This window comes from Streptomyces sp. NL15-2K (genome assembly GCF_030551255.1).
Taxonomy (GTDB): Bacteria; Actinomycetota; Actinomycetes; order Streptomycetales; family Streptomycetaceae; genus Streptomyces.
On record NZ_CP130630.1, the window covers coordinates 4,401,699 to 4,423,427 of the forward strand.

Consider the following 21,729-nt stretch of genomic DNA (forward strand, 5'->3'; position numbering starts at 1 on the left):
GGTCCGTTTTCGTACGGCTTCACCCGTGCGTACCGATTGACACTCTTCGGTGAGTCTTGCGGGCTTTTTCCATGGCCTGTTCGGGGGTTACCTGTTCGGGGGCGGGCCGTCGATCGGCCGGCCCAGCACACCGGGCCGCTGCTGCCACGGCAACGGTCCGGCGGGCGGCCGGTACGCGACCCCCAGGGCGTCGAGTCGCCGGTAGTGGGCGGCCATCCGCCGCTCGAAGTCGGCGAAGTCCCGTTCGGCGGGGGCGGGCAGGCGGCTCCACGCCACCTCGGCGAAGGCGGCGAGCCTGGGGAAGGTCTGGTAGTCCACACGCGCGCGGTCCTCCATCACCTCGGTCCACACGTTGGCCTGCGTGCCGAGCACGTGCCGGGCCTCCTCGGGCGTCAACTCCGGTGGAACGGGCTCGAACCGAAAGACGTCCTCCAGTGTGCGGACGTACCCGATCGGAACCGGCTCGTCCGCGCCCGCGTGCTGCCGGTGGTCCAAGTAGACCTGCTGCTCGGGGCACATGACGACGTCGTGGCCGGCCCGCGCGGCGGCGATCCCGCCCTGGTATCCGCGCCACGAGGAAACGGCCGCCCCCTCGGCGAGTCCGCCCTCCAGGATCTCGTCCCAGCCGATGAGTCTGCGCCCGCGCGCGGAGAGCCACTTGTCGAAGTGACCGATGAACCACGACTGCAGCTCGTCCTCGTCGGCGAGGCCGAGTTCCCTGATGCGGGCCTGCGCGGTGGGCGACTGCCGCCACTGCTCCTTGGCGCATTCGTCGCCGCCGACGTGAATGAACTCGGAAGGGAACAGCTCCAGCAGTTCCTCGAACACCCCCTCGTAGAAGCGCAGGGTGTTGTCAGTGGGGGCGAGTACGTTCAAAGAGATGCCCCAGTTGTCCCAGACCGAGAGGGAGGCCGTGTCGATGACGTCGGTGTTGCCGAGTTCCGGGTACGCGGCGATGGCGGCCTGCGAGTGGCCGGGTACGTCGATTTCGGGGACGACGGTGATATGCCGCTCGGCGGCGTAGGCCACGATCTCCCGGATGTCGTCCTGGGTGTAGTAGCCACCGTGCGGCTTGTCCTCCCACAGCGGTGAGGCCCGGTGGCCGAATTTCGTGCGCGCCCGCCAGGAGCCGACCTCGGTCAGCCGGGGGTACCTCTTGATCTCGATCCGCCAGCCCTGGTCGTCCGTCAAGTGGAAGTGGAAGACGTTGAGTTTGTGCGCGGCCATCAGATCGAGATGGCGCAGGACGCCGTCCTTGGGCATGAAGTGCCGGGCCACGTCGAGCATGAAGCCGCGCCAGCGGAAGCGGGGCGCGTCGCGGATGGTGACCGCGGGTACTTCCCAGGCACGCTTGGAGGTGACCGGGGCGCGGCGGAAGACATCCGGACCGAGGAGCTGACGGAAGGTCTGGGCGCCGTGGAACAGGCCCGCTTCGCTCGCCGCGTCGATGACGACCGTTCCGCCGCTCGCGGTGAGGCGGTATGCCTCGGGGCCGCCGAGTTCGTCGGCGAGGGGCGGCCAGATCCGCAGAAGAATGTGGTTCTCACTGGATGAGTGCGGCCACAAGGGCAGGCCGGTCGCCGCGCCGACCGTCGTACGCAGCCAGTGTGCGACGCGCCAGGTGCCGCGGGCCGCCTGGATCTCAGTGGCCTGGTCCAGGACGAACCCCTGGCCACCCGGGGTGGCGACGCTCGACGGCGCCGGAATCAGTTCCGTCAGTGAAGTCACGTCAGTCCTTTACCGCTCCGCCCAGCCCGGAGACCAGTCGTCGCTGTACGAGTACGAAGAAGATCAGCACCGGAATCGTCATCACCGTCGAGGCCGCCATCACACCGCCCCAGTCCGGGTCGTCCGGCTTGTAGAAGACCAGCAGGGCCATCGGCAGTGTGGACTGCGACGTGTCGCTGATGATGAAGGACTTGGCGAACAGGAAGTCGTTCCAGGCGGAGATGAAGGAGAACACGCTCGTGGCCACCAACCCGGGGAAGACCAGTGGGAAAAGGATCTGCCACAGGAATCGCGCCCGGCTCGCCCCGTCGATGTACGCCGCCTCCTCCAGCGCCTCCGGTACGGCTTTCACGAACCCCCGCAGCATCCAGATCGCGAACGGCAGCGAGAAGGCGATGTGGGGCAGGATCAGCGAGCCCAGCGTGTTCAGCTGACCGAAGTCCCGCATGAGGAAGAACAAGGGGATCGTGAGGGCTTCCACGGGCACCATCTGGGCCACCAGAAACATGATCAGCAAGGTGGTCCGGAAGCGGAACCGGAATCGTGTGACGGCGGTCGCCGCGAGAAACGCGATCAACGCCGAGACGATCACGACACTGACCGCCACGACCAGGCTGTTGAGGAAGTAACGGCCGAATTCCTGCTGCTCGAAGACGCGTCGGAAGGAGTCCAGGGAGGGGTCCAGGGTCCACGGCCGGGGCTGGGCCGATTCTATTTCGCCGGCCGGTTTGAAGGCGCTGAGCACCATCCAGTACAGGGGGAAGGCGACGGCGACCGCGATCAGCAGGGCGGAGGCCTCGGCGGCCAGCCGCCAGGGACGTCGCACCAGGCCACGTAGAAGGTTCACAGTTCCTCCCCCTGCCGGCGCAACAGCCGCAGGTAGACGAGCGTGACGGCGAGCAGGATCAGCAGCATCACCACGCCGATGGCCGAGCCGAGGCCGTACTGCGAGGACGCGAACGCCTGTTGGTAGGCGTAGACGTTGAGCACGAGGTTCTGGCCGGCGATGCCGCCGCCGTTCGTCATGACGTAGATCTGTGTGAAGACCTTGAAGTCCCAGATGACCGACTGGATCGTGACGACCGTGAGGATCGGCCGGAGCATCGGCGCGAGCACCGACCGCCAGATGCGCCACTGCGAGGCGCCGTCCAGGGCGGCGGCCTCCAGGACCTCGCTCGGTACGGCGCGGATACCGGCGTACACCGTCACCATCACGAACGGGAAGGAGCACCACACCACTTCGAGCAGGACGAGGAAGAAGGCGCTGTAGCGGCCGTACGTCCAGGAGTGGTCGCCGAGCCCCAGCACGCGGTTCACCGGGCCGAAGTCCGGGTCGAAGAGGAACAGCCAGACCGTCGAACCCGTGATCGCCGGCGTCGCCCACGCGCCCAGCGCGGCCAGCATCAGTACGAGCCGGGGTACGGCACGCACGCGCGTGAGCAGTACGGCGAGCGCGCAGCCGACGGCGAGGGTGGAGGCGACACAGGCCGCCGCGAAGAGGACCGTCGCCAGCAGCACCTGCCAGAACTGGTCGTCCCCGAAGAGCTCGGTGTAGTTCCCGAAGCCCCGGAAGGTGGTCGGCTCGCCGCCGCTGACCTGGGCCTGGGTGTACTGGAAGAAGGAGATCAGGCCGAGTTGGTAGATGGGGTAGACGAGCAGCCCGCCGAGGACGACGAGGGCGGGAGCGAGGTAGAGCCAGGGAGCCTTTTGGCCCCGCGCACCCCCGCGCCCCAGGGGGCGCGGGGCAGGCACCGGCGTCACCCGACGGAGCCGAACGCGTCGTTCATCTTGGTCGCCGCGTCCTTCGAGGCCGTCGCCACGTTCTTCTTGCCGCTGATGACCTCCTGGAACATGGTCGGCAGGACCAGCGAGGAGTCGATCTGCGACCAGGCGGGCGAGGCGGGCACGAACTTGGTGTCGGCGGCGAGGGTCTCCACGAAGGGCTTCACGTACGGCTGCTCGGCCGCGACCTGCTGCCGTACGTCCGTGAAGGTCGGCAGGAAGCCCATCGCCCCGAACAGCTCTTCCTGCGTCTTCTTCGACGCCAGCTGCTTCATCAGGTCGACCGCGAGGGTGCGGTGCGAGGTGCTCTTCAGGACACCGAGGTTGTTGCCCCCGGCGAACGCCGGCGCGATCTGTCCGGCCTTCACGCCCGGCAGCGGTACGACCGCGTACTCGCCCTTCACCTTCCCGGCCTCCACGGCCGTGTGGTTGAAGTCGCCGCCGATCGCCATGCCCGCCTGACCGGCCGCGAACGCGGTGATCGTGTCGTTGCCGCCCATGCCCGCGCACTTGGCGGCGGGACAGTTGTCGTCCGAGAACAGCGACGTGTACGCCTTGATGCCCTTCTGGGCGGCCGCGCTGTCGATGGCGGAGGCGTACGACCCTCCCTTGCCCGTGGCGATCTCGCCGCCGTTGGCCCAGATGAACGGCATCGCGCCGTAGGTGAAGGCGCCGCCGACCACGAGGCCGTACAGGTCGGGCTTCGCGGCCCGGATCTCGCGGGCGGTGGTGGCCAACTCGGCCATGGTCTTCGGAACTTCGAGGTTCAGTTCCTTGAAGATGTCGGTGCGGTAGTACAGGGCCCGGACGCCGACGAAGTACGGGGCGCCGTAGATCTTGCCGTCCACCGTGACCGACTGTCTCGCGGTCGGGTCGGTGTCCTTGGCCTCGCTCCAGGACGAGAAGTCCTTGGTGACGTCGGCGAGTCCGCCGTCCTTGACATAGCCGGCGGTGTCGGTGTTGCCGTACTCGATGACGTCGGGGGCGCTCTTCGGGTCGTTGAAGGCCGCCTTCATGCGCTGGGCGCGGGTCTCGACGGGGATGTACTCGACGGTGACCTTGGTGTCCTTGTGCGCCTTCTTGAAATCGGCGAGGACGGAGTCGACGACCTTTTCCTTGGGCTGGTTGTTGACCTCCTGGAAGAGCCAGACGCGCAGGGTGCCGGTCTGCTCGTCCGTGTCGGAGGAGGAGTTGTCGGAGGTCTGAGGGGCACAGGCGGTGACGACGAGGGCGGCCAGGAGAACGGCCAGTCGGGGGGCGAGCTTCATGGAGTGTTCCTCCGGACGTGCGTTGCAAGATATGCAATGACGGTTTCGCTCTGCACAACGCAACGAAGGTTATGGAGTACATGAACATGTCCACAAGAGGTCTCAACCACTTCGTGACCCACGGGTGCGCGGACGCACGAAGGCCCCCGGGGCGCGTCAAGCGCGCCCCGGGGGCCTTCCAAGAACCTCAGACGGGCCGAACCCTCACCCGGACGGGACGGACAGGACTACTTGTCGCCGCCGCCCTTGCCCTTGTCGTCGCCGCCGGCGCCCATGGACTCGTAGATCTCCTTGCACATGGGACACACGGGGTACTTCTTCGGGTCGCGGCCCGGCACCCAGACCTTGCCGCACAGCGCCACGACGGGGGTGCCGTCGAGGGCGCTCGCCATGATCTTGTCCTTCTGGACGTAGTGGGCGAAGCGCTCGTGGTCGCCGTCACCGTGCGACGTCTGGGGCGCCGGCTCTACGAGGGTTCCCGTCCCAGTACCTCGCTGCGGCTGGGTCTCAGGCTCAAGAGTGCTCATAACAAACAAGAGTACTGAAGCTCACACGCATCAGTTGAGCGAAGGGTCGTCCGGATACGTCGCCACCATCGCGAGCTCGTTGCGCTGGCGGCGCAGGACCTCCCGCCAGAGTCTCTCCGGGGACGGGGACGACACGTCGCCGGGCTCCGACTCGACGACGTACCAGGCGCCCTCCACCAGCTCGTCCTCCAGCTGGCCGGGGCCCCAGCCGGCGTAACCGGCGAAGATCCGCAGGCTTCCCAGCGCCGAGGCGAGCAGCTCCGGCGGGGCCTCCAGGTCGACCAGACCGATCGCGCCGTGCACCCGGCGCCAGCCCAGCGGGGCCCCGTCGACGGACGCGCCGCCGGGGATGACGGCGACACCGAGCGCCGAGTCCAGGGACACCGGTCCGCCCTGGAAGACGACGCCGGGTTCGCCGGCGAGGTCGGCCCAGCCCTCCAGGATGTCGCCCACGTCCACCGGGGTGGGCCGGTTGAGGACGACACCGAGGGAGCCCTCCTCGTCGTGGTCGAGAAGGAGCACCACCGCGCGGTCGAAGTTCGGGTCCGCCAGGGCGGGTGTTGCCACGAGCAACCGCCCTGTGAGCGAGGACACCTCGGTCATGCCTGACATGATCCCGCATCCCACCTGCGCGTGGGTAGGCGATACGAAAACGGGCGCCGGCACATGATCGCACCGACGCCCCCGTGCACCCGTAGGGGGAACGGTTCGTGTTTTGAACCCTCCCGAGCTGACGCCGGGGATTCCTGGCTCACGCTGCTCGACCGCTCAGCGAACGGCCAAGGCTCACACGATCAGCACCAGCCGGGTTGGAACCAGCCCGGTTGACATCAACGTCATCGAACGTACGCGGCGCTTGGTTCTCGCACCGCACACCAGGCAGCTTAGTCGATTCTGTGTGCGGCGATTACCCTTTCCCTCCTGGCCCCTGCCCCACTCATCGGAACGCGAGATACATGACCGTCAACGGCAATGACGACGTACTGCTTGTCCACGGCGGAACCCCGCTGGAGGGCGAGATCCGTGTCCGCGGTGCGAAGAACCTCGTACCGAAGGCCATGGTCGCCGCCCTGCTGGGCAGCGGCCCGAGTCGACTGCGCAACGTTCCGGACATCCGTGACGTTCGTGTCGTACGCGGCCTCCTGCAACTGCACGGTGTGACGGTCCGTCCGGGTGAGGAACCGGGCGAACTCGTGATGGACCCGACGTCGGTGGAGAGCGCGAACGTCGCCGACATCGACGCCCACGCGGGTTCGAGCCGTATCCCGATCCTTCTGTGCGGTCCGCTGCTGCACCGCCTCGGGCACGCGTTCATCCCCGGTCTCGGCGGCTGCGACATCGGCGGCCGGCCCATCGACTTCCACTTCGAGGTGCTACGGCAGTTCGGCGCGACGATCGAGAAGCGGGCGGACGGTCAGTTCCTTCAGGCGCCGCGGCGGCTGCGCGGCACGAAGATCCGGCTGCCGTACCCGTCCGTCGGCGCGACCGAGCAGGTGCTGCTGACGGCCGTCCTCGCCGAGGGTGTCACCGAGCTCTCGAACGCGGCCGTGGAGCCGGAGATCGAGGACCTGATCTGCGTCCTGCAGAAGATGGGCGCCATCATCGCGATGGACACCGACCGCACCATCCGCGTCACCGGCGTGGACAGGCTCGGCGGCTACAACCACCGCGCCCTCCCGGACCGCCTGGAGGCCGCCTCCTGGGCGTCCGCGGCGCTCGCGACCGAGGGCGACATCTACGTCCGCGGCGCCCAGCAGCGCTCGATGATGACGTTCCTCAACACCTACCGGAAGGTGGGCGGTGCCTTCGAGATCGACGACGAGGGCATCCGCTTCTGGCACCCCGGCGGCCAGTTGAAGTCCATCGCCCTGGAGACGGACGTGCACCCCGGCTTCCAGACCGACTGGCAGCAGCCGCTGGTCGTCGCCCTGACGCAGGCGACCGGGCTGTCCATCATCCACGAGACGGTCTACGAGTCCCGGCTGGGCTTCACCTCCGCGCTGAACCAGATGGGCGCTCACATCCAGCTGTACCGCGAGTGCCTGGGCGGCTCGAACTGCCGCTTCGGCCAGCGCAACTTCCTGCACTCCGCGGTTGTCTCCGGCCCCACCCGGCTCCAGGGCTCCGACCTGGTCATCCCCGACCTCCGCGGCGGCTTCTCGTACCTCATCGCCGCCCTGGCCGCCCAAGGCACGTCACGGGTGCACGGCATCGACCTCATCAACCGGGGTTACGAGAACTTCATGGAGAAGCTGGTGGAGCTGGGGGCCAAGGTGGAGCTCCCGGGCAAGGCGCTCGGCTGACCGCCACCTCCTCGCTCCGGCCCAGCGCATCGCCGGTCTCGGCTGGGGGTCCGGGGGCCCGCGGCGGAGCCGCTGATGTCGCAGCCCCCGGATAGGCACAGCATGGAGAAGCTGGTGGAGCTGGGCGCCAAGGTCGAGCTCCCGGGCAAAGCGCTCGGGTAGATCCACCCGCTTGCGGTGAACGAGCCACGATGGGGCGGCCCCCGGAACCCGGGGGCCGCCCCATCGGCGTTACTCACGTGCCGCACACCGTCCCGTGGTGTAGCGGCAAGGTCACTGGCCCTTGGCCGCTTCCTTGAGCTTGCTGCCCGCGGAGACCTTCACGCTGTAGCCGGCCGGGATCTGGATCGGGTCGCCGGTCTGCGGGTTGCGCGCGGTGCGAGCGGCACGGTGGGTGCGCTCGAAGGTCAGGAAGCCGGGGATGGTGACCTTCTCGTCGCCCTTGGCGACGACCTCGCCGACGGTCTCGGCGAACGCGGCCAGAACGGCGTCGGCGTCCTTGCGGGTCACCTCGGCGCGATCGGCCAGCGCGGCCACCAGCTCACTGCGGTTCATGTCGTTACTCCCGTGTTCTTCTTGCCGTTGAGGCGTGCCACGCGGCAGAGCCGCATGATTCGGCACTGCGATGCCGATGCTGCCAGGGTCCTCGGACAGGCCCCGGACCCGGGTCCGTCGTCGGACCCTCGCGCCCAGGGACGCATCCTGCCCCTACCTGCGGCGGGAAAGCCAATCCGGCACCCGTAGGAGTCGTGAGAACACCCATGGGAGTCACACGAAAAGAGGGCCTGAGCCTGGCGACACGATAAACGGACGCCAAGAACCCCGGGTTCCACGACGCGCCGATGTCATGCCGTGGTGATCCTCACAGCGATGGCACACCGGGAGGCCACCACGACGGCACCACGACGGCCTACGACACCGAGGGAGCCGCCGCCCCCACGGCCTTCGCCGCTTCCCGCACCGCTCCGGCCACCGCGCCCGCGACCTTGTCGTTGAACACGCTCGGGACGATGTAGTTCGGGTTGAGCTCGTCCTCGGTCACCACGTCCGCGAGGGCCTTCGCGGCAGCGATCATCATCTCCGTGTTGACCGTGCGGGACTGGGCGTCCAGCAGGCCGCGGAAGACGCCCGGGAAGACCAGCACGTTGTTGATCTGGTTCGGGAAGTCGGAGCGGCCGGTGGCCACAACCGCCGCCGTCTGGCGGGCGATTGCCGGGTCCACCTCGGGGTCCGGGTTCGCGAGCGCGAACACGATCCCACCGTCGGCCATGGCGGCCACGTCGTCGCCGTCGAGGACGTTGGGAGCCGAGACACCGATGAAGACGTCCGCACCGCGCACGGCCTCCTTCAGCGTCCCCGTCAGCCCCTCGGGGTTGGTGTTGTCGGCGATCCAGCGCAGCGCCGAGTCCTCGGCGGCGTCGACCAGGTCCTCGCGGCCGGCGTGCACGACGCCGTGGATGTCGGCGACGACGGCGTTCTTCACGCCCGCGGCGATCAGCAGCTTGAGGATCGCCGTACCGGCCGCGCCGGCGCCGGACATGACGACGCGCACGTCCTCAATTGCCTTGCCCACCACGCGAAGTGCGTTGGTGAGGGCGGCGAGGACGACGATCGCCGTGCCGTGCTGGTCGTCGTGGAAGACGGGGATGTCGAGGGCCTCACGCAGCCGCGCCTCGATCTCGAAGCAGCGGGGCGCGGAGATGTCCTCGAGGTTGATGCCGGCGAAGCCGGGGGCGATCGCCTTGACGATCTCGACGATCGCGTCGGTGTCCTGGGTGTCCAGGCAGAGCGGCCAGGCGTCGATGCCGGCGAAGCGCTTGAAGAGGGCCGCCTTGCCCTCCATGACGGGCAGAGCGGCCTTGGGGCCGATGTTGCCGAGGCCCAGAACGGCCGAGCCGTCCGTCACTACCGCAACCGAATTGCGCTTGATGGTCAGACGCCGCGCGTCCTCGGGGTTCTCGGCGATCGCCATGCAGACGCGGGCCACGCCCGGCGTGTAGACCATGGACAGGTCGTCACGGTTGCGGATGGGGTGCTTGGACGCCATCTCGATCTTGCCGCCGAGGTGCATCAGGAACGTACGGTCGGAGACCTTGCCCAGCGTGACGCCCTCGATGCCACGCAGCTTCTCGACGATCTCGTCGGCGTGGCCGGTGGAGGTGGCCGCGATCGTGACGTCGATGCGGAGTTTCTCGTGACCGGACGCGGTGACGTCGAGGCCGGTCACCGAGCCTCCGGAGGACTCCACGGCGGTGGTGAGCTGCGAGACGGCGGTTCCGCTCGCGGGCACCTCCAGCCGGACCGTCATCGAGTAGGAGACGCTGGGCGCCGTTGCCATGGCCGACTTCCTCTGCTTTCACCGGGTGATGCTGGATGCCGTCCGATGGTCGCACCTACCGCGGAGTAGGCGTTAGCCGGGTGGTATTGCGAACTTTTTGTTCACAGCGAAAGAGGCTCACGTCACATCGGACGTGAGCCTCTCGCATGTTCAGTGACACCGACCCGCCATGCTCGCCTCGCGGCAAGTGGTCGCTCGTAGCGACGAAGGTTGGGCCCGGGGGCTTGGATCGGGCCGGTGCCACATCCAGGCTAACAAACAGTTCCCGTAAGGCCATTCCCGTACCGCGGATCAATCCCTGAGCAGTACCGCGGATCAATCCCTGAGCAGGTCGGGCACCCCGTTCGCGTCCGGTGCGTCCCGCTCCCCCGACACCACCGTGAGCTGCTGGGTCGCCCGGGTGAGGGCCACGTACAGCACCCGCAGACCGGCCGGGGACTCGTCCGCGATCTCCGCCGGGGAGACGACCACCGTCGCGTCGTACTCCAGGCCCTTCGCCTCCAGGCTGCCGAGGGCCACGACCCGGTCCCCGAGCCCGGCGACCCAGCGGGCCGCCTCCTCGCGACGGTTCATGGCCACGACGACACCGACGGTCCCGTCGACGAGGTCGAGGAGGCGGGCGGCCTCCGATCGGACCGTCTGGGCGAGAGACTCCCGTACGACCGAGAAGCGCGGCCGTACGCCCGTGGAGCGGACGGCCGACGGGGACTCGGAGCCCGGCATGGCCAGCGCCAGCACCTTCGCCGCGAGCTCGGCGATCTCGGCCGGGTTGCGGTAGTTCACGGTCAGCTGGAAGCGGCGGCGCGGACGGGTGCCGAGGGCCTCGTCGCGGGCCTGGGCCGCCTCGTCGGGGTCGGACCAGGACGACTGGGCGGGGTCGCCGACGACCGTCCAGGTGGCGTGCCGGCCCCTACGGCCGATCATGCGCCACTGCATCGGCGTGACGTCCTGGGCCTCGTCGACGATGACGTGCGCGTACTCGGTGCGCTCCTGGGCGAGCCGCTCGGCCCGCTCGCGCTGGGTCTCCTCGCGCACCGGCATCAGCTCCTCCAGGCCGGTGAGCTGGTCGAGCGGGTCCAGCTCGCGCTTGCGGCGAGGACGGGCCGGGGTGCCGAGGATGGACTGGAGCTCGTCGAGCATCGCGATGTCGTGCACGGTGTGGCCGTCGCGTCTCAGGGAGCGGGCCACCCTGCGCACCTCGCCCGGGTTCAGCACCCGCCGGGCCCAGCGCCCGAGCCGCCGCTCGTCGGCCATGGCGTCGAGTACGGCCTTCGGGGTCAGCTCCGGCCACCAGGCGTCCAGGAACTCGCCGAAGCTGTCCTCGGAGCTGACGTCCTCGTCGAAGGAGGAACGCAGCTCGGCGGCCAGCTCCGGGTCGGTGTGCCGGCCGGCGCTGCCGGACTGCGCCCACAGGGCGTCCAGGAGCAGCTTGCGGGCGCGGGGGCGGAGCAGGTTGACGGGCGCGGTGCCGCCGAGAGCGCTCTGGCGGATGCGGTTGAGCTCCTCGGCCTCCAGCTCCAGGCGGCGGCCGAAGGCGACGACCCGCAGCCGGGCCGGCGAATCGTTCAGCTCCAGGGCGCCGCGGGCGGCCTTCCGCAGCACCTTGAGCATGCGGTACGAGCCCTTGGCGCGGGCCGTGGCCGGGGAGTCGTACAGCGTGGCCTCGGCGCCGGCCGTGTCGCCGGCGAGTGAGCCGATCGCGCGGATGGCGACCTGGCCCTCCTCGCCGAGGGAGGGCAGCACGCCCTCGGTGTACGCCACGAGCAGCGGGGTCGGGGAGACGATCAGGATGCCGCCCGCGTACCGGCGCCGGTCCTGGTACAGCAGATACGCCGCCCGGTGCAGGGCGACGGCCGTCTTGCCCGTGCCCGGGCCGCCCTCGACGTAGGTCACGGAGGCGGCGGGGGCGCGGATCACCAGGTCCTGCTCGGCCTGGATGGAGGCGACGATGTCCCGCATGGTGTGGGTGCGGGCCTGGCCGAGGGCGGCCATCAGGGCGCCGTCGCCGATGACGGGCAGTTCCCGGCCGCCGATGAAGGCCTTCAGCTCGGGGCGCATCAGGTCGTCCTCGACGCCGAGCACGCGGCGCCCCTTGGAACGGATCACGCGTCGGCGCACGACCCGGCCCGGGTCGACCGGGGTGGACCGGTAGAAGGGGGCGGCGGCGGGCGCCCGCCAGTCGATCACCAGCGGGGCGTAGTCCTCGTCGAGGACACCGATGCGGCCGATGTGCAGGGTCTCGGCGATGTCGGCGGTGTTGTCGTCCCGCACGGCGCCTTCGGCGGGCTCCACGGCGGTGTAGGCGCCGTCGGGTCCCTTCTTGCCGTCCTTTCCGGGCAGGAGGTCGATCCGGCCGAAGAGGAAGTCCTCGAACTCGTTGTTCAGGCGGTTGAGGTGCACGCCCGCCCGGAAGACCTGGGCGTCCCGCTCGGCGAGCGCGCCGGGCGTGCCGACCTGGCCGCGCTTGGCCGCGTCGTTCATGAGGAACTCGGCCTCGTGGATCTTCTCCTCGAGGCGCCGGTACACCCGGTCCAGGTGTTCCTGTTCGATGCTGATCTCCCGGTCCCGAACCGAATCCGGTGCGGAGTCCTGAACCGAGTCGACCGCGATTTCCTGCTGAGCCTGAGCGGCCACCGGGCCCCCTTCTGACGTGCTGGGCAGCCGTCAACCGTACGCGAAGGGGGGCCCGGGAAGCTATGCGTCCGCTCTCAGTGATTTACGCGTCGACCTCGACGAGCTTCTTGCCGTCGAAGGTCATGACCTCGTAGTGGTCGATCTCGTTCGGGGTCTGGGCCGCTCCGCCGCCGATGTAGAGCGGGTTCCTGGACTTCTCGGTCTTGCCGTCGGGAAGGCCGTAGCCCCATGCCGGGACGGACCAGGAGGAGACCGTCTCGCGCTCGCCGTTCTTGCCGACGGCGATCAGGGAGCACTTGAGCGGGCCCTTGACACCCTTGAGCTCGAGGACCGCCTCGGTGCCCCAGTCCTTCTTCTCCGTGGCGACGGTCGCACTGACGCCCGTAGAGGGGTCCGTGCCCGTCGCCTTGTCGCCCATGCCGTCGAACAGGGTCTTGGCGGCGCTCGGCGCGGGGGCCGCCGAGGTGCCGCCCGAGTCCCCGCCGGTCGCTCCCACGGCGACGATCGGGCCGCCGATGATCAGCGCGGCCGCGGCCGCGACCATGTAGAAGCCCTTGCGGCGCTTCTGCGCGCGGCGGTCGGCGACCTCGTCGACGAGCTTGTTCACCAGGCGCGGGCTGGGCTTCGAGGACAGCGACTCGCCGATGGCGGGTGTGCCGGAGCCCGGCAGGTCCGCGAGGGCGGCCAGCATCGGTTCCATCCCGGCGAGCTCGTCGAGCTGCTGGGCGCACCATTCGCAGGTGGCGAGATGGGCCTCGAAAGCGGTTGCCTCGGCATCGTCGAGGATCCCGAGGGCGTAGGCGCCGACGGTTTCGTGCTCGTTCGGGCCCGGAGATCCCATCATGGGGCCAGACATACCCGAACCACCTGTTCCGAAGCCCCCGTAAACACTCATCACGCCGTCACCCCCCGCTCCTCCAGTGCCAGCTTCATCGACCGCAGGGCATAGAAGACCCGGGAGCGGACGGTGCCGCTGGGTATGCCCAGGGTCTCTGCCGCCTCGTTGACGGTACGCCCCTTGAAGTACGTCTCTACGAGCACCTCCCGGTGGGCCGGGGTCAGGTCGTCGAGCGCGTCGGACAACGTCATCAGCCACAGCGCCTTGTCGATCTCGTCCTCCGCGGGGATGACCTCCAGCGGCGACGGATCAACCTCCTGCGGCCGGGCCTGCCGGCTGCGGTGGCCGTCGATGACGATGCGACGGGCGACCGTCACCAGCCAGGGGCGTACCGATCCGGTCGCACGATTGAGCTGACCGGCGTTCTTCCAGGCTCGGATGAGTGTCTCCTGGACGACGTCCTCCGCGCGTTGCCGGTCTCCGGCGACCAGCCGCAGGACATACGCAAGGAGAGGTCCGGCGTGTTCTCTGTACAGAGCACGCATCAGCTCCTCATCAGGTTCCGAGGGCTGGGACATGCGATGTCGGGCCCTCGATCCACGTTCATTGGCCACGGCCGCATCCTTGCGCACGCCCACCTCCGGTGTCCGGGGGTTCCCCCAGTCGGTCGCTCGACCACGGGTACGGACGCGGGCAGTTGAGCGTTCAAAGTGACGTGACAGTTTTCTCGTGAGTGACGTGACGAGGCCGGACATGACCGCACATTCCCCCCGCGCGATCTTTACATTTCCGCCACACCGAAAAGATTGCGCCAGCTGCCCCGAGGCGGCCGAAGGTAAACGGCGTGTAATCGAAATCACTTCGACAGCCGCCGTACAGAAGGTGCGTAACGGACAGTCAGGCGCGGGCGACCGCCGCCCGTCGTCGATGCCGGGCCACCCTTTCGCGGTTCCCGCAGACCTCGCTGGAACACCAGCGGCGCCTGCGCCCCCGTGACGTATCGAGGTAGACGATCGGGCAGTTGTCCCCCTCGCACTGCCGGAGCCCCGCCCGCGCGACCGGATCCGTGAGGAGTTCCACGGCGTCCCGGGCGACGGCCCCGAGCAGCGCCGCGCACTCGGGCGGACCGTGCAACTCACGCACGAGCGTGCCGTCTTCACCGGGCACGGCACGCGGGGCCGGGGGCGCGGCGCGGGCGATCTCGTTGACGCGGCCGAGCGCGAGACCGTACAGCCGCCCCTGTGGCGCCGGCCCACCTGGCACCAACTGTCCGATACGACCACGAAGTTCGCGGAACCCGACGAGCCAGGAGGCGTCGGCGTGCGCCAGCGGGGTGCCCTCCGGGACGAGTCCGGACCCGGTGATCCAGGCACGCAGGACCACGAGGGAGTCGAGGCGTTCGACGGGGTGGGTGGTCGCGAGGAGATCCAGGCAGATCCGCCCGGCGTCGAACCGAAGCTCGTACGCGCCCGTGGCCGTACCCAATGCCATGTGCCTGTCACCGCCTAGAGGTCACCCGGCGAGAAGGGCGGGTGAGATCCGTGGGAGGGGGCTGAGGAACCGTTCCCTCTAACAGTGCCTGCCCGCTCGCGCCGCTGGAACCCCTCGTACCGGCGGCGGGCACAGGGGCTGGTTATGTACGCGTCATGTACGCGGGACGAGGCCGTTCAGGCCGACGCGGGGCGCCTGATCACACGTCCGAGTACTTCGCGTCAGCGGCGGGGTCGAGCGCCAACCGGTACCCCCGCTTGACCACCGTCTGAATCAACTTCGGCGCCCCCAAAGCCGTACGCAGCCGGGCCATGGCCGTCTCGACGGCATGCTCGTCCCGTCCCGCGCCCGGCAACGCCCGCAACAGCTCGGACCGGGACACCACCCACCCCGGCCGCCGCGACAACGACCGCAGCAGGGACATCCCGGCCGGCGGTACCGGCTTCAGGTCGCCGTCCACCAGCACCGCGTGCCCCCGGATCTCCACCCGGTGCCCGGCGATCGGCAGCGCCCGCGCCCGGCCCGGGAGTTCCTGGCAGAGCAGCTGGACGAGCGGGCCGAGCCGGAAGCGTTCCGGCTGGACCGTGTCGACGCCGTGGGCCTGGAGCGGCAGCGCGGTGACCGGGCCGACGCAGGCCGGCAGCACGTCGTGGTTGAGGGCGGCGAGCAGTTCGGGCAGCAGGCTGCGGTCCTCGGCACGGGACAGCAGCGACGCCGCCGCCGGCGCGCTCGTGAACGTGAGCGCGTCCAGGCCTCGGGAGACGGTCGCGTCCAGGAGCCGGTCCACCGGCCCGATGTCCTCCGGCGGCATCCACCGGTACACCGGCACCCCGACGACCTCCGCTCCGGCGGCCCGCAGCGCCTCCACGAACCCGGGCAGCGGCTCGCCGTGCAGCTGGACGGCGATACGGCGGCCGTCGACGCCCTCGTCCAGCAGCCGGTCGAGCACCTCGGCCATGGACTCCGACGACGGCGACCACTCCTCGGTCAGCCCGGCGGCCCGTACGGCGCCCTTGACCTTGGGGCCGCGCGCGAGCAGCTCCACGCCGCGCAGCTTCTCCAGCAGGTCCTCGCCCAGGCCCCATCCGTCGGCGGCCTCGATCCAGCCCCGGAAGCCGATCGCGGTCGTGGCGACCACGACATCCGGAACCTGGTGGATGACCTCCTTGGTCGACGCGAGCAGCTCACTGTCGTCGGACAGCGGCACGATGCGCAGGGCAGGGGCGTGCAGTACGGCGGCTCCGCGCCGCTGGAGCAGCGCGCCCAGCTCGTCGGCCCGGCGCGCGGCGGTCACTCCCACGGTGAACCCCGCCAGGGGCCCGTGGTCCGGTCGCTGCTGTTCGTCGTACATAACTCTCGTCCCGCACTCGAGTTGTCGCACCTATCCATCAGGTGCTTGCATCCACATGCCGACCGAGCCTGTCAACGGCTCGTGACAGGCTCGGTTCCGCTAGATGTCGACGGTGTTACCGATGCCCAGTACCCCCGAAGTGCCGGACGCGATCTCCGCCCTCCGGCCGGGGGTCCGGGGGTTGCCCCCCGGATGGGCACAGCGTCACACCTCGGCGTAGCTGAGCTGCGGCTTCGCCTCCGAGGTCGTGCTGTCGGCCTGTGTCCGGGCGGCCGTGCGGCGAAGGTATACGGCCCAGGTGACCGCGAAGCAGGCGGCGTAGAAGGCGAGGAAGGCGACGAACGCGCCGGTGCCGGAGCCGTAGGAGAGGAAGGACTGCCGGAAGGCGAGGTTGATGCCGACGCCGCCGAGCGCGCCGACCGCGCCGATGAGTCCCATGGAGGCACCGGAGAGGCGGCGGCCGTAGGCGGCGGCTTCCTCACCCTGCAGTCCCTTGGCCAGGGCCTTGGTCTGGAAGATGCCGGGGATCATCTTGTACGTCGAGCCGTTGCCGAGGCCGGTGAGCACGAACAGCACCACGAACGCGACGGTGAACAGGGCCAGCGACTTCTCCATGCTGGCGGCGATGAGGACGGCGGTGGCCACGCCCATGCCGACGTAGTTGTACAGCGTGATCTTGGCGCCGCCGTACTTGTCGGCGAGCCAGCCGCCGAAGGGCCGGATCAGCGAGCCGAGCAGCGGGCCGATGAAGGTGACGTACGCCGCCTCCAGCGGGGTCCGCCCGAACTGGTTCGTCAGCACCTGGCCGAAGGCGAAGCTGTATCCGATGAAGGAGCCGAAGGTGCCGATGTAGAGGAAGGACATGATCCAGGTGTGGGCGTCCTTCGCGGCGTCCTTGGCGGCGCCGGTGTCGTTCTTCACGTTCTCGATGTTGTCCATGAAGAGCGCGGCGAGGACGGCGGCGACGACGATGAACGGGATGTAGATCCCGAGCAGCACCCGCGGACCGGCGCTGGCACCGATGACGGCGAGCGCGACCAGCTGGATCACCGGTACGCCGATGTTGCCGCCGCCGGCGTTGAGGCCGAGCGCCCACCCCTTCTTACGGAGCGGGAAGAACGCGTTGATGTTGGTCATCGACGACGCGAAGTTGCCGCCGCCGATACCGGCCAGCAGGCCGACCAGCAGGAAGGTGTTGAAGGACGTCCCCGGCTCCATCACGGCGAACGCGGCGACGGTGGGGACGAGGAGGAGGCCGGCCGAGACGATCGTCCAGTTCCGTCCGCCGAAGATCGCGACGGCGAAGGTGTAGGGCACGCGGACGACGGCTCCGACCAGCGTGACCATGGACGTCAGCAGGAACTTGTCCGCCGGGGTGAGCCCGTACTCCGGGCCCATGAAGAGCACCAGCACGGACCACATGGTCCAGATCGAGAACCCGATGTGCTCGGAAAGGACGGAGAAGATCAGGTTGCGGCGGGCGACCTTCTCTCCGGTCTCCTTCCAGAAGGTCTCGTCCTCCGGATCCCACTGCTGGATCCAGCGGCCGCCCCTGCTCGGGGGTGCGGTACTAGGGGCTGTCATGACGCCTCCACGGTGCTCCGGGGCTCGGGTGGTTCTGCGCTTACAGGGAGTGGCTGAGTCCCGAAGGTAGGGAGGGCGCGTTTCCGCGCTGTGGCACCGAGTGACCGGAAGGGAACTTTGCTCTCACCAAGAGTGGAGGCGGCTTGAGAGGTCTCGGAACGTTATGTGACTCGGTTCACCTGTGTTTGGCGGTACGACCGCGTTCCGCTCCGTCCGGCCACAGCCGCGGCTTCCGCCGTGCCGCCAGGTCCTCCGCCCAGCCGAAGGCGACCACGCAGCCGCCGATGAGCAGCCAGACGAGGACCAGCACCGGCCAGGGGCTTTCCAGGAGCCAGGCGTACTGATCCGCCAGGACGTCGACGTTCCACAGCCGGTCCCAGAGGGTGGCCGCGACGAGGATGCACGCGTTGTGCCAGAGGTAGATCGTCACCGCTCGCGTGTTGAGGAGGGTGATCAGCCGCCTCCAGTGGCGCAGCCTGTCCGGCCACTCGGTCCACGACGGGCTGAGGTGCAGGAGCAGCAGCACCGTCGCGAAGGACCACACGGACTGGGCGAACGGGATTTCGTCCAGGTCGTGGCCCTGCCGGAAGCCGTGCTCCAGTGCGTACCACAGGCCGAGGCAGGCGATCGCCGGTGCCACCGAGGGGACGACGTACTGGGGGATGCGCTTCAGGACGCCCTCCTGGTGGGCCATGCCCAGGATCCAGCAGGCGCCGAACGTGCTGAAGTCGGTCAACGCCGAGGGGAATCGCTCGCCCGGCAGCGCGAGGTAGCCGAACTCGAAGGCCGCCGACAGGGCGATCGGCGCCAGGATCGTAGCCAAAGGCAGCGCGCGCAGGGCCTTCAGCAGGAAGGGGGACAGCAGCACGAACCAGAGGTACGCGCGGAGGTACCACAGCGGTCCCGCCAGCTCCGCCGCCCAGTCCTCGCCGACGAGCCCCTGGATCCCGGCCAGGCCTTCGGCGTACGGCGGGTCGCTCAGCGGCAGGATCCAGAACGTGAGGTGCAGCCACCACCAGCCGGGATGCCCTTCGGCGTCCGGGCCCCAGCCCTGCGCCAGCATGCCCGTCACACCCACCGCGCCGAGCAGCCACAGCGGGGGCAGCAGACGGCGCATCCGGCCGCGTACGACGTGGAGGGGCGGGCGGCTCCTGAGGGAGCGGGCCATGAGGTTGCCCGCCAGCGCGAACATCACCCCCATCGAGGGGAACACGAGCGGCAGCCAGGCCCAGCCCATGAGGTGGTAGAGGACGACCCGGAAGAGGGCGAGGGCCCTCAGGAGGTCGAAGTAGCGGTCGCGGACGGGGGACGACGGCTTGAGGATCTCGGGCTGGTCCCGCGTGACGGGCTGCGTGGGTGTCGTACTCATCCGACCGGCCTCCCGTCCACGACCTGCCTGTCCTGCGCGGGGGCGGCGCCCGGCGGCGCGGACACTCCGCCCTTGCGCCGCAGCTTCTGCCAGCGCAGCCGGCCGCCGGTCAGGGCGGTGATCCAGGACTGGAGCAGCACGACGTACATCAGCTGGCGGTAGAGGATCTGTTGCAGGGGCAGGGAGATGAGCGGGGTCAGGCGCTCGCGGTCGAGCACGAAGGCGTAGGTCGCGCAGGCCGCCTGGATGGCCAGGACGCCGAACCAGGCCGCGATCGTCTTGCCGGTGGGGCCGAAGACCAGGCCGTAGACGAGGAACACGTCGATCAGGGGCGCGAGCAGCGGGGCCAGAACCATGAAGAGGGAGACGAGAGGCAGTCCGACTCGGCCGAAGCGGCCCGACGGGCCCCGGTCGAAGAGGGCGCGGCGGTGCTTCCAGATCGCCTGCATGGTGCCGTACGACCAGCGGTAGCGCTGGGACCACAGCTGCTGGACGGACTCCGGGGCCTCGGTCCAGGCGCGGGCCTTCTCCGCGTAGACGACGCGCCAGCCGTCGCGGTGGATGGCCATGGTGATGTCGGTGTCCTCGGCGAGCGTGTCGTCGCTCATGCCACCGACCCGTTCGAGGGCCGATCGCCGGAAGGCTCCGACCGCGCCCGGGATGGTCGGCATGCAGTTCAGGACGTCGTACATACGGCGGTCGAGGTTGAAGCCCATCACGTACTCGATGTGCTGCCAGGCTCCGATGAGGGTGTCCTTGTTGCCGACCTTGGCGTTGCCGGCGACCGCGCCGACGCGGGGATCGCCGAACGGCTGGACGAGTTCGCGGACCGTGGACGGCTCGAAGACGGTGTCTCCGTCCATCATCACGACCAGGTCGTACCGGGCGTTCGCCACGCCCCGGTTGAGGGCGGCGGGCTTGCCCGCGTTGAGCTGACGGACCACGCGGACGCCCGGCAGGTCCAGGTTCTCGACGATCCGTGCCGTGCCGTCACTCGAACCGTCGTCGATGACGATCACTTCGATGGGATGGTCGCTCTCCATCAGCGAGCGGCAGGTGTTCTCGATGCACTTGGCCTCGTTGTACGCCGGGACCAGCACCGACACCGGTTCGGTGACCGGTTCTCCCCAGCGGAAGTCGCGGCGGCGCACCCGGCGGGCGTGGATGGCGGAGAGCAGGAGCATCAGCCCGAAGCGGGCGATGACCAGGAAGCCGATGATCGCGAGACCGACCACCAGGACGGCCGTGATGTTGTTGGAGGCCTGCACGAGGAAGACCCACGCCTTGCCCTTCCACAGGTCGACGCCGGCGACCCGGGTGTGCGCGCTGGGTGCGTCGAGGGCCTCGGTGAGGTGGTCGAACTCGTAGCCCTCGGCCTTCATCTGCGGCAGGAAGCGGTCCAGCGCCTCGACGGTCTGGTGGCGGTCGCCGCCGGAGTCGTGCATCAGGACGACCGCGCCCTTGCCGCCCTCGGGCGTGACGTTGCGGATGATCTGCTCGACTCCCGGCGTGCTCCAGTCCCGGCTGTCGACGCTGCTGAGGACGGAGATGTAGCCGCGGCTGCCGATGTACTGGGTGATCGGCCAGGTGTTGTTGTCCAGGGCGGCCGCGTACGAGGAGTACGGCGGCCGGAACAGCGAGGTGCGGATGCCGGCGGCGCCGCTGATCGCGAGCTGGTTCTGCGACAGCTCCCAGTCGATGCGCTCCTTCGACTGGAGGGAGAGGTCGGGGTGGTTGAAGGTGTGCAGACCGATCTCGTGGCCCTCGTCGACCAGGCGCTGGACCAGGTCCGGGTGGCGCGAGGCCATGGTGCCGGTGATGAAGAAGACGGCGTGCGCGTCGTGCTTCCTGAGCACGTCCAGGACCTTGGGGGTCCAGATCGGGTCCGGGCCGTCGTCGAAGGTGAGGACCATGCGGTGGTCGGGCACCTTCAGGCTGGTGGTGCGGCCGCCGCGGGTGTCGATGACCGGGCCGCCGTCGAGGATCCGCCGGGGCACCTGGTCGGCGGCGGCCTCGGGCTGGACGCGGTGGTCGGCGAGGATCTCGCTGTGCACGTAGCCGCGCAGCATCAGCATCGCCATCAGGGCGGCGAGGATCAGCACGGGCAGCAGCAGGCGCATGGGCAGGCGGCGGCGCCGGGAGCCGTCGGGGGCTCCGGTCGCAGCCCCGGGACGGCGGGTGCGGGATGCCATCAGAGGTTGTGCTCCGGGGACGGGGATGCCATCGCGGGGATGTGCATCAAGAGGGTGTGCACCGGGGTTGGGGCTGCCATCGGGCGGCGGTGTGCACGGGGAACGGCGGTGTGATCAGGGGATGCTCGCCAGGAACGGCGGTGTCATCGGCGGATGCGCACCGGGCAGGGCGATGCCGTCCGCGGAAGCGCACCGGGAGCGGCGCGGTCCCGGGCGGACGTGCACCTAGGGCCTGTGTCGGAAGTGGCGTCGTCCGCCCGGAGGGCGGGCCGGGCGGCGTCTGGTGCGTGCTCTCGGCGTGCCGGGCGGAAGCCCTCGTACTGG

General features: G+C 69.4%; 17 protein-coding genes. 1 reads left to right on the forward strand and 16 read right to left on the reverse strand.

Annotation, left to right across the window (positions count from 1 at the left end):
• Positions 1–87: 87 nt before the first annotated feature.
• The 6 genes from Q4V64_RS19630 to Q4V64_RS19655 form a co-directional block, all read right to left on the reverse strand.
• Positions 88–1,728 (reverse strand): beta-N-acetylhexosaminidase, encoded by a 1,641-nt coding sequence (locus tag Q4V64_RS19630; protein ID WP_253267127.1) that lies wholly within the window; start codon positions 1,726–1,728, stop codon positions 88–90.
• Position 1,729: 1 nt separating this feature from the next.
• Complete coding sequence (locus tag Q4V64_RS19635) at positions 1,730–2,575, reverse strand: carbohydrate ABC transporter permease (protein WP_124441840.1); 846 nt, start codon at positions 2,573–2,575, stop codon at positions 1,730–1,732.
• On the reverse strand, positions 2,572–3,480 hold the full coding sequence (locus Q4V64_RS19640; protein WP_303710671.1) for a sugar ABC transporter permease: 909 nt from the start codon (positions 3,478–3,480) through the stop codon (positions 2,572–2,574). The genes Q4V64_RS19635 and Q4V64_RS19640 overlap by 4 nt, the downstream gene beginning before the upstream one ends.
• A 5-nt stretch (positions 3,481–3,485) precedes the next feature.
• On the reverse strand, positions 3,486–4,778 hold the full coding sequence (locus Q4V64_RS19645; protein WP_124441838.1) for an extracellular solute-binding protein: 1,293 nt from the start codon (positions 4,776–4,778) through the stop codon (positions 3,486–3,488).
• 227 nt (positions 4,779–5,005) lie between these two features.
• Positions 5,006–5,305 (reverse strand): DUF3039 domain-containing protein, encoded by a 300-nt coding sequence (locus Q4V64_RS19650; RefSeq protein WP_095748699.1) that lies wholly within the window; start codon positions 5,303–5,305, stop codon positions 5,006–5,008.
• Between the two features lie 30 nt (positions 5,306–5,335).
• Entirely contained in the window at positions 5,336–5,908 is a 573-nt protein-coding gene (locus tag Q4V64_RS19655) for a YqgE/AlgH family protein (protein ID WP_053749313.1), read from the reverse strand.
• Positions 5,909–6,261: 353 nt separating this feature from the next.
• On the opposite strand from Q4V64_RS19655, the gene murA reads away from it, so the two are divergent.
• Positions 6,262–7,608 carry a UDP-N-acetylglucosamine 1-carboxyvinyltransferase gene (gene murA / locus Q4V64_RS19660; RefSeq protein WP_124441837.1) on the forward strand — a complete coding sequence of 449 codons (1,347 nt, stop codon included), beginning with the start codon at positions 6,262–6,264 and terminating at the stop codon, positions 7,606–7,608.
• Between the two features lie 273 nt (positions 7,609–7,881).
• Here the strand turns inward: murA and Q4V64_RS19665 are convergent, their stop codons facing one another.
• The 10 genes from Q4V64_RS19665 to Q4V64_RS19710 all read right to left on the reverse strand — a co-directional run bounded on the left by Q4V64_RS19665 (position 7,882) and on the right by Q4V64_RS19710 (position 21,405).
• Entirely contained in the window at positions 7,882–8,163 is a 282-nt protein-coding gene (locus Q4V64_RS19665) for an HU family DNA-binding protein (protein WP_124441836.1), read from the reverse strand.
• A gap of 355 nt (positions 8,164–8,518) precedes the next feature.
• A complete protein-coding gene (locus Q4V64_RS19670; protein WP_124441835.1) occupies positions 8,519–9,946 on the reverse strand; it encodes an NAD-dependent malic enzyme in 1,428 nt (475 codons plus the stop codon).
• 315 nt (positions 9,947–10,261) lie between these two features.
• Complete coding sequence (locus tag Q4V64_RS19675) at positions 10,262–12,580, reverse strand: UvrD-helicase domain-containing protein (protein WP_124441834.1); 2,319 nt, start codon at positions 12,578–12,580, stop codon at positions 10,262–10,264.
• 82 nt (positions 12,581–12,662) lie between these two features.
• Positions 12,663–13,424 (reverse strand): zf-HC2 domain-containing protein, encoded by a 762-nt coding sequence (locus Q4V64_RS19680; RefSeq protein ID WP_172629335.1) that lies wholly within the window; start codon positions 13,422–13,424, stop codon positions 12,663–12,665.
• Positions 13,425–13,474: 50 nt separating this feature from the next.
• Positions 13,475–13,996: a sigma-70 family RNA polymerase sigma factor gene (locus Q4V64_RS19685; RefSeq protein WP_010039908.1), complete on the reverse strand. Its 522-nt coding sequence runs from the start codon at positions 13,994–13,996 to the stop codon at positions 13,475–13,477.
• Positions 13,997–14,315: 319 nt separating this feature from the next.
• On the reverse strand, positions 14,316–14,909 hold the full coding sequence (locus Q4V64_RS19690) for a CGNR zinc finger domain-containing protein (RefSeq protein WP_124441832.1): 594 nt from the start codon (positions 14,907–14,909) through the stop codon (positions 14,316–14,318).
• 199 nt (positions 14,910–15,108) lie between these two features.
• Positions 15,109–16,260 (reverse strand): uroporphyrinogen-III synthase, encoded by a 1,152-nt coding sequence (locus Q4V64_RS19695; protein WP_124441831.1) that lies wholly within the window; start codon positions 16,258–16,260, stop codon positions 15,109–15,111.
• A 204-nt stretch (positions 16,261–16,464) separates the two neighbouring features.
• A complete protein-coding gene (locus tag Q4V64_RS19700) occupies positions 16,465–17,844 on the reverse strand; it encodes a nitrate/nitrite transporter (RefSeq protein ID WP_124441830.1) in 1,380 nt (459 codons plus the stop codon).
• A gap of 175 nt (positions 17,845–18,019) precedes the next feature.
• Positions 18,020–19,213 (reverse strand): acyltransferase, encoded by a 1,194-nt coding sequence (locus Q4V64_RS19705; protein ID WP_124441829.1) that lies wholly within the window; start codon positions 19,211–19,213, stop codon positions 18,020–18,022.
• Positions 19,210–21,405 (reverse strand): bifunctional polysaccharide deacetylase/glycosyltransferase family 2 protein, encoded by a 2,196-nt coding sequence (locus Q4V64_RS19710; RefSeq protein WP_124441828.1) that lies wholly within the window; start codon positions 21,403–21,405, stop codon positions 19,210–19,212. Before Q4V64_RS19710 ends, Q4V64_RS19705 begins: the two co-directional genes overlap by 4 nt.
• Between the last annotated feature and the right edge of the window lie 324 nt (positions 21,406–21,729).

Bases quoted from the DNA above. Each gene is read 5' to 3' on its own strand.
- Q4V64_RS19645 (WP_124441838.1), bottom strand. From the start codon at position 4,778: ATGAAGCTCGCCCCCCGACTGGCCGTTCTCCTGGCCGCCCTCGTCGTC.
- Q4V64_RS19650 (WP_095748699.1), bottom strand. From the start codon at position 5,305: ATGAGCACTCTTGAGCCTGAGACCCAGCCGCAGCGAGGTACTGGGACG.
- Q4V64_RS19655 (WP_053749313.1), bottom strand. From the start codon at position 5,908: ATGACCGAGGTGTCCTCGCTCACAGGGCGGTTGCTCGTGGCAACACCC.
- murA (WP_124441837.1), top strand. From the start codon at position 6,262: ATGACCGTCAACGGCAATGACGACGTACTGCTTGTCCACGGCGGAACC.
- Q4V64_RS19665 (WP_124441836.1), bottom strand. From the start codon at position 8,163: ATGAACCGCAGTGAGCTGGTGGCCGCGCTGGCCGATCGCGCCGAGGTG.
- Q4V64_RS19670 (WP_124441835.1), bottom strand. From the start codon at position 9,946: ATGGCAACGGCGCCCAGCGTCTCCTACTCGATGACGGTCCGGCTGGAG.
- Q4V64_RS19680 (WP_172629335.1), bottom strand. From the start codon at position 13,424: ATGATGGGATCTCCGGGCCCGAACGAGCACGAAACCGTCGGCGCCTAC.
- Q4V64_RS19685 (WP_010039908.1), bottom strand. From the start codon at position 13,996: ATGTCCCAGCCCTCGGAACCTGATGAGGAGCTGATGCGTGCTCTGTAC.
- Q4V64_RS19690 (WP_124441832.1), bottom strand. From the start codon at position 14,909: ATGGCATTGGGTACGGCCACGGGCGCGTACGAGCTTCGGTTCGACGCC.
- Q4V64_RS19695 (WP_124441831.1), bottom strand. From the start codon at position 16,260: ATGTACGACGAACAGCAGCGACCGGACCACGGGCCCCTGGCGGGGTTC.
- Q4V64_RS19700 (WP_124441830.1), bottom strand. From the start codon at position 17,844: ATGACAGCCCCTAGTACCGCACCCCCGAGCAGGGGCGGCCGCTGGATC.
- Q4V64_RS19705 (WP_124441829.1), bottom strand. From the start codon at position 19,213: ATGAGTACGACACCCACGCAGCCCGTCACGCGGGACCAGCCCGAGATC.
- Q4V64_RS19710 (WP_124441828.1), bottom strand. From the start codon at position 21,405: ATGGCATCCCGCACCCGCCGTCCCGGGGCTGCGACCGGAGCCCCCGAC.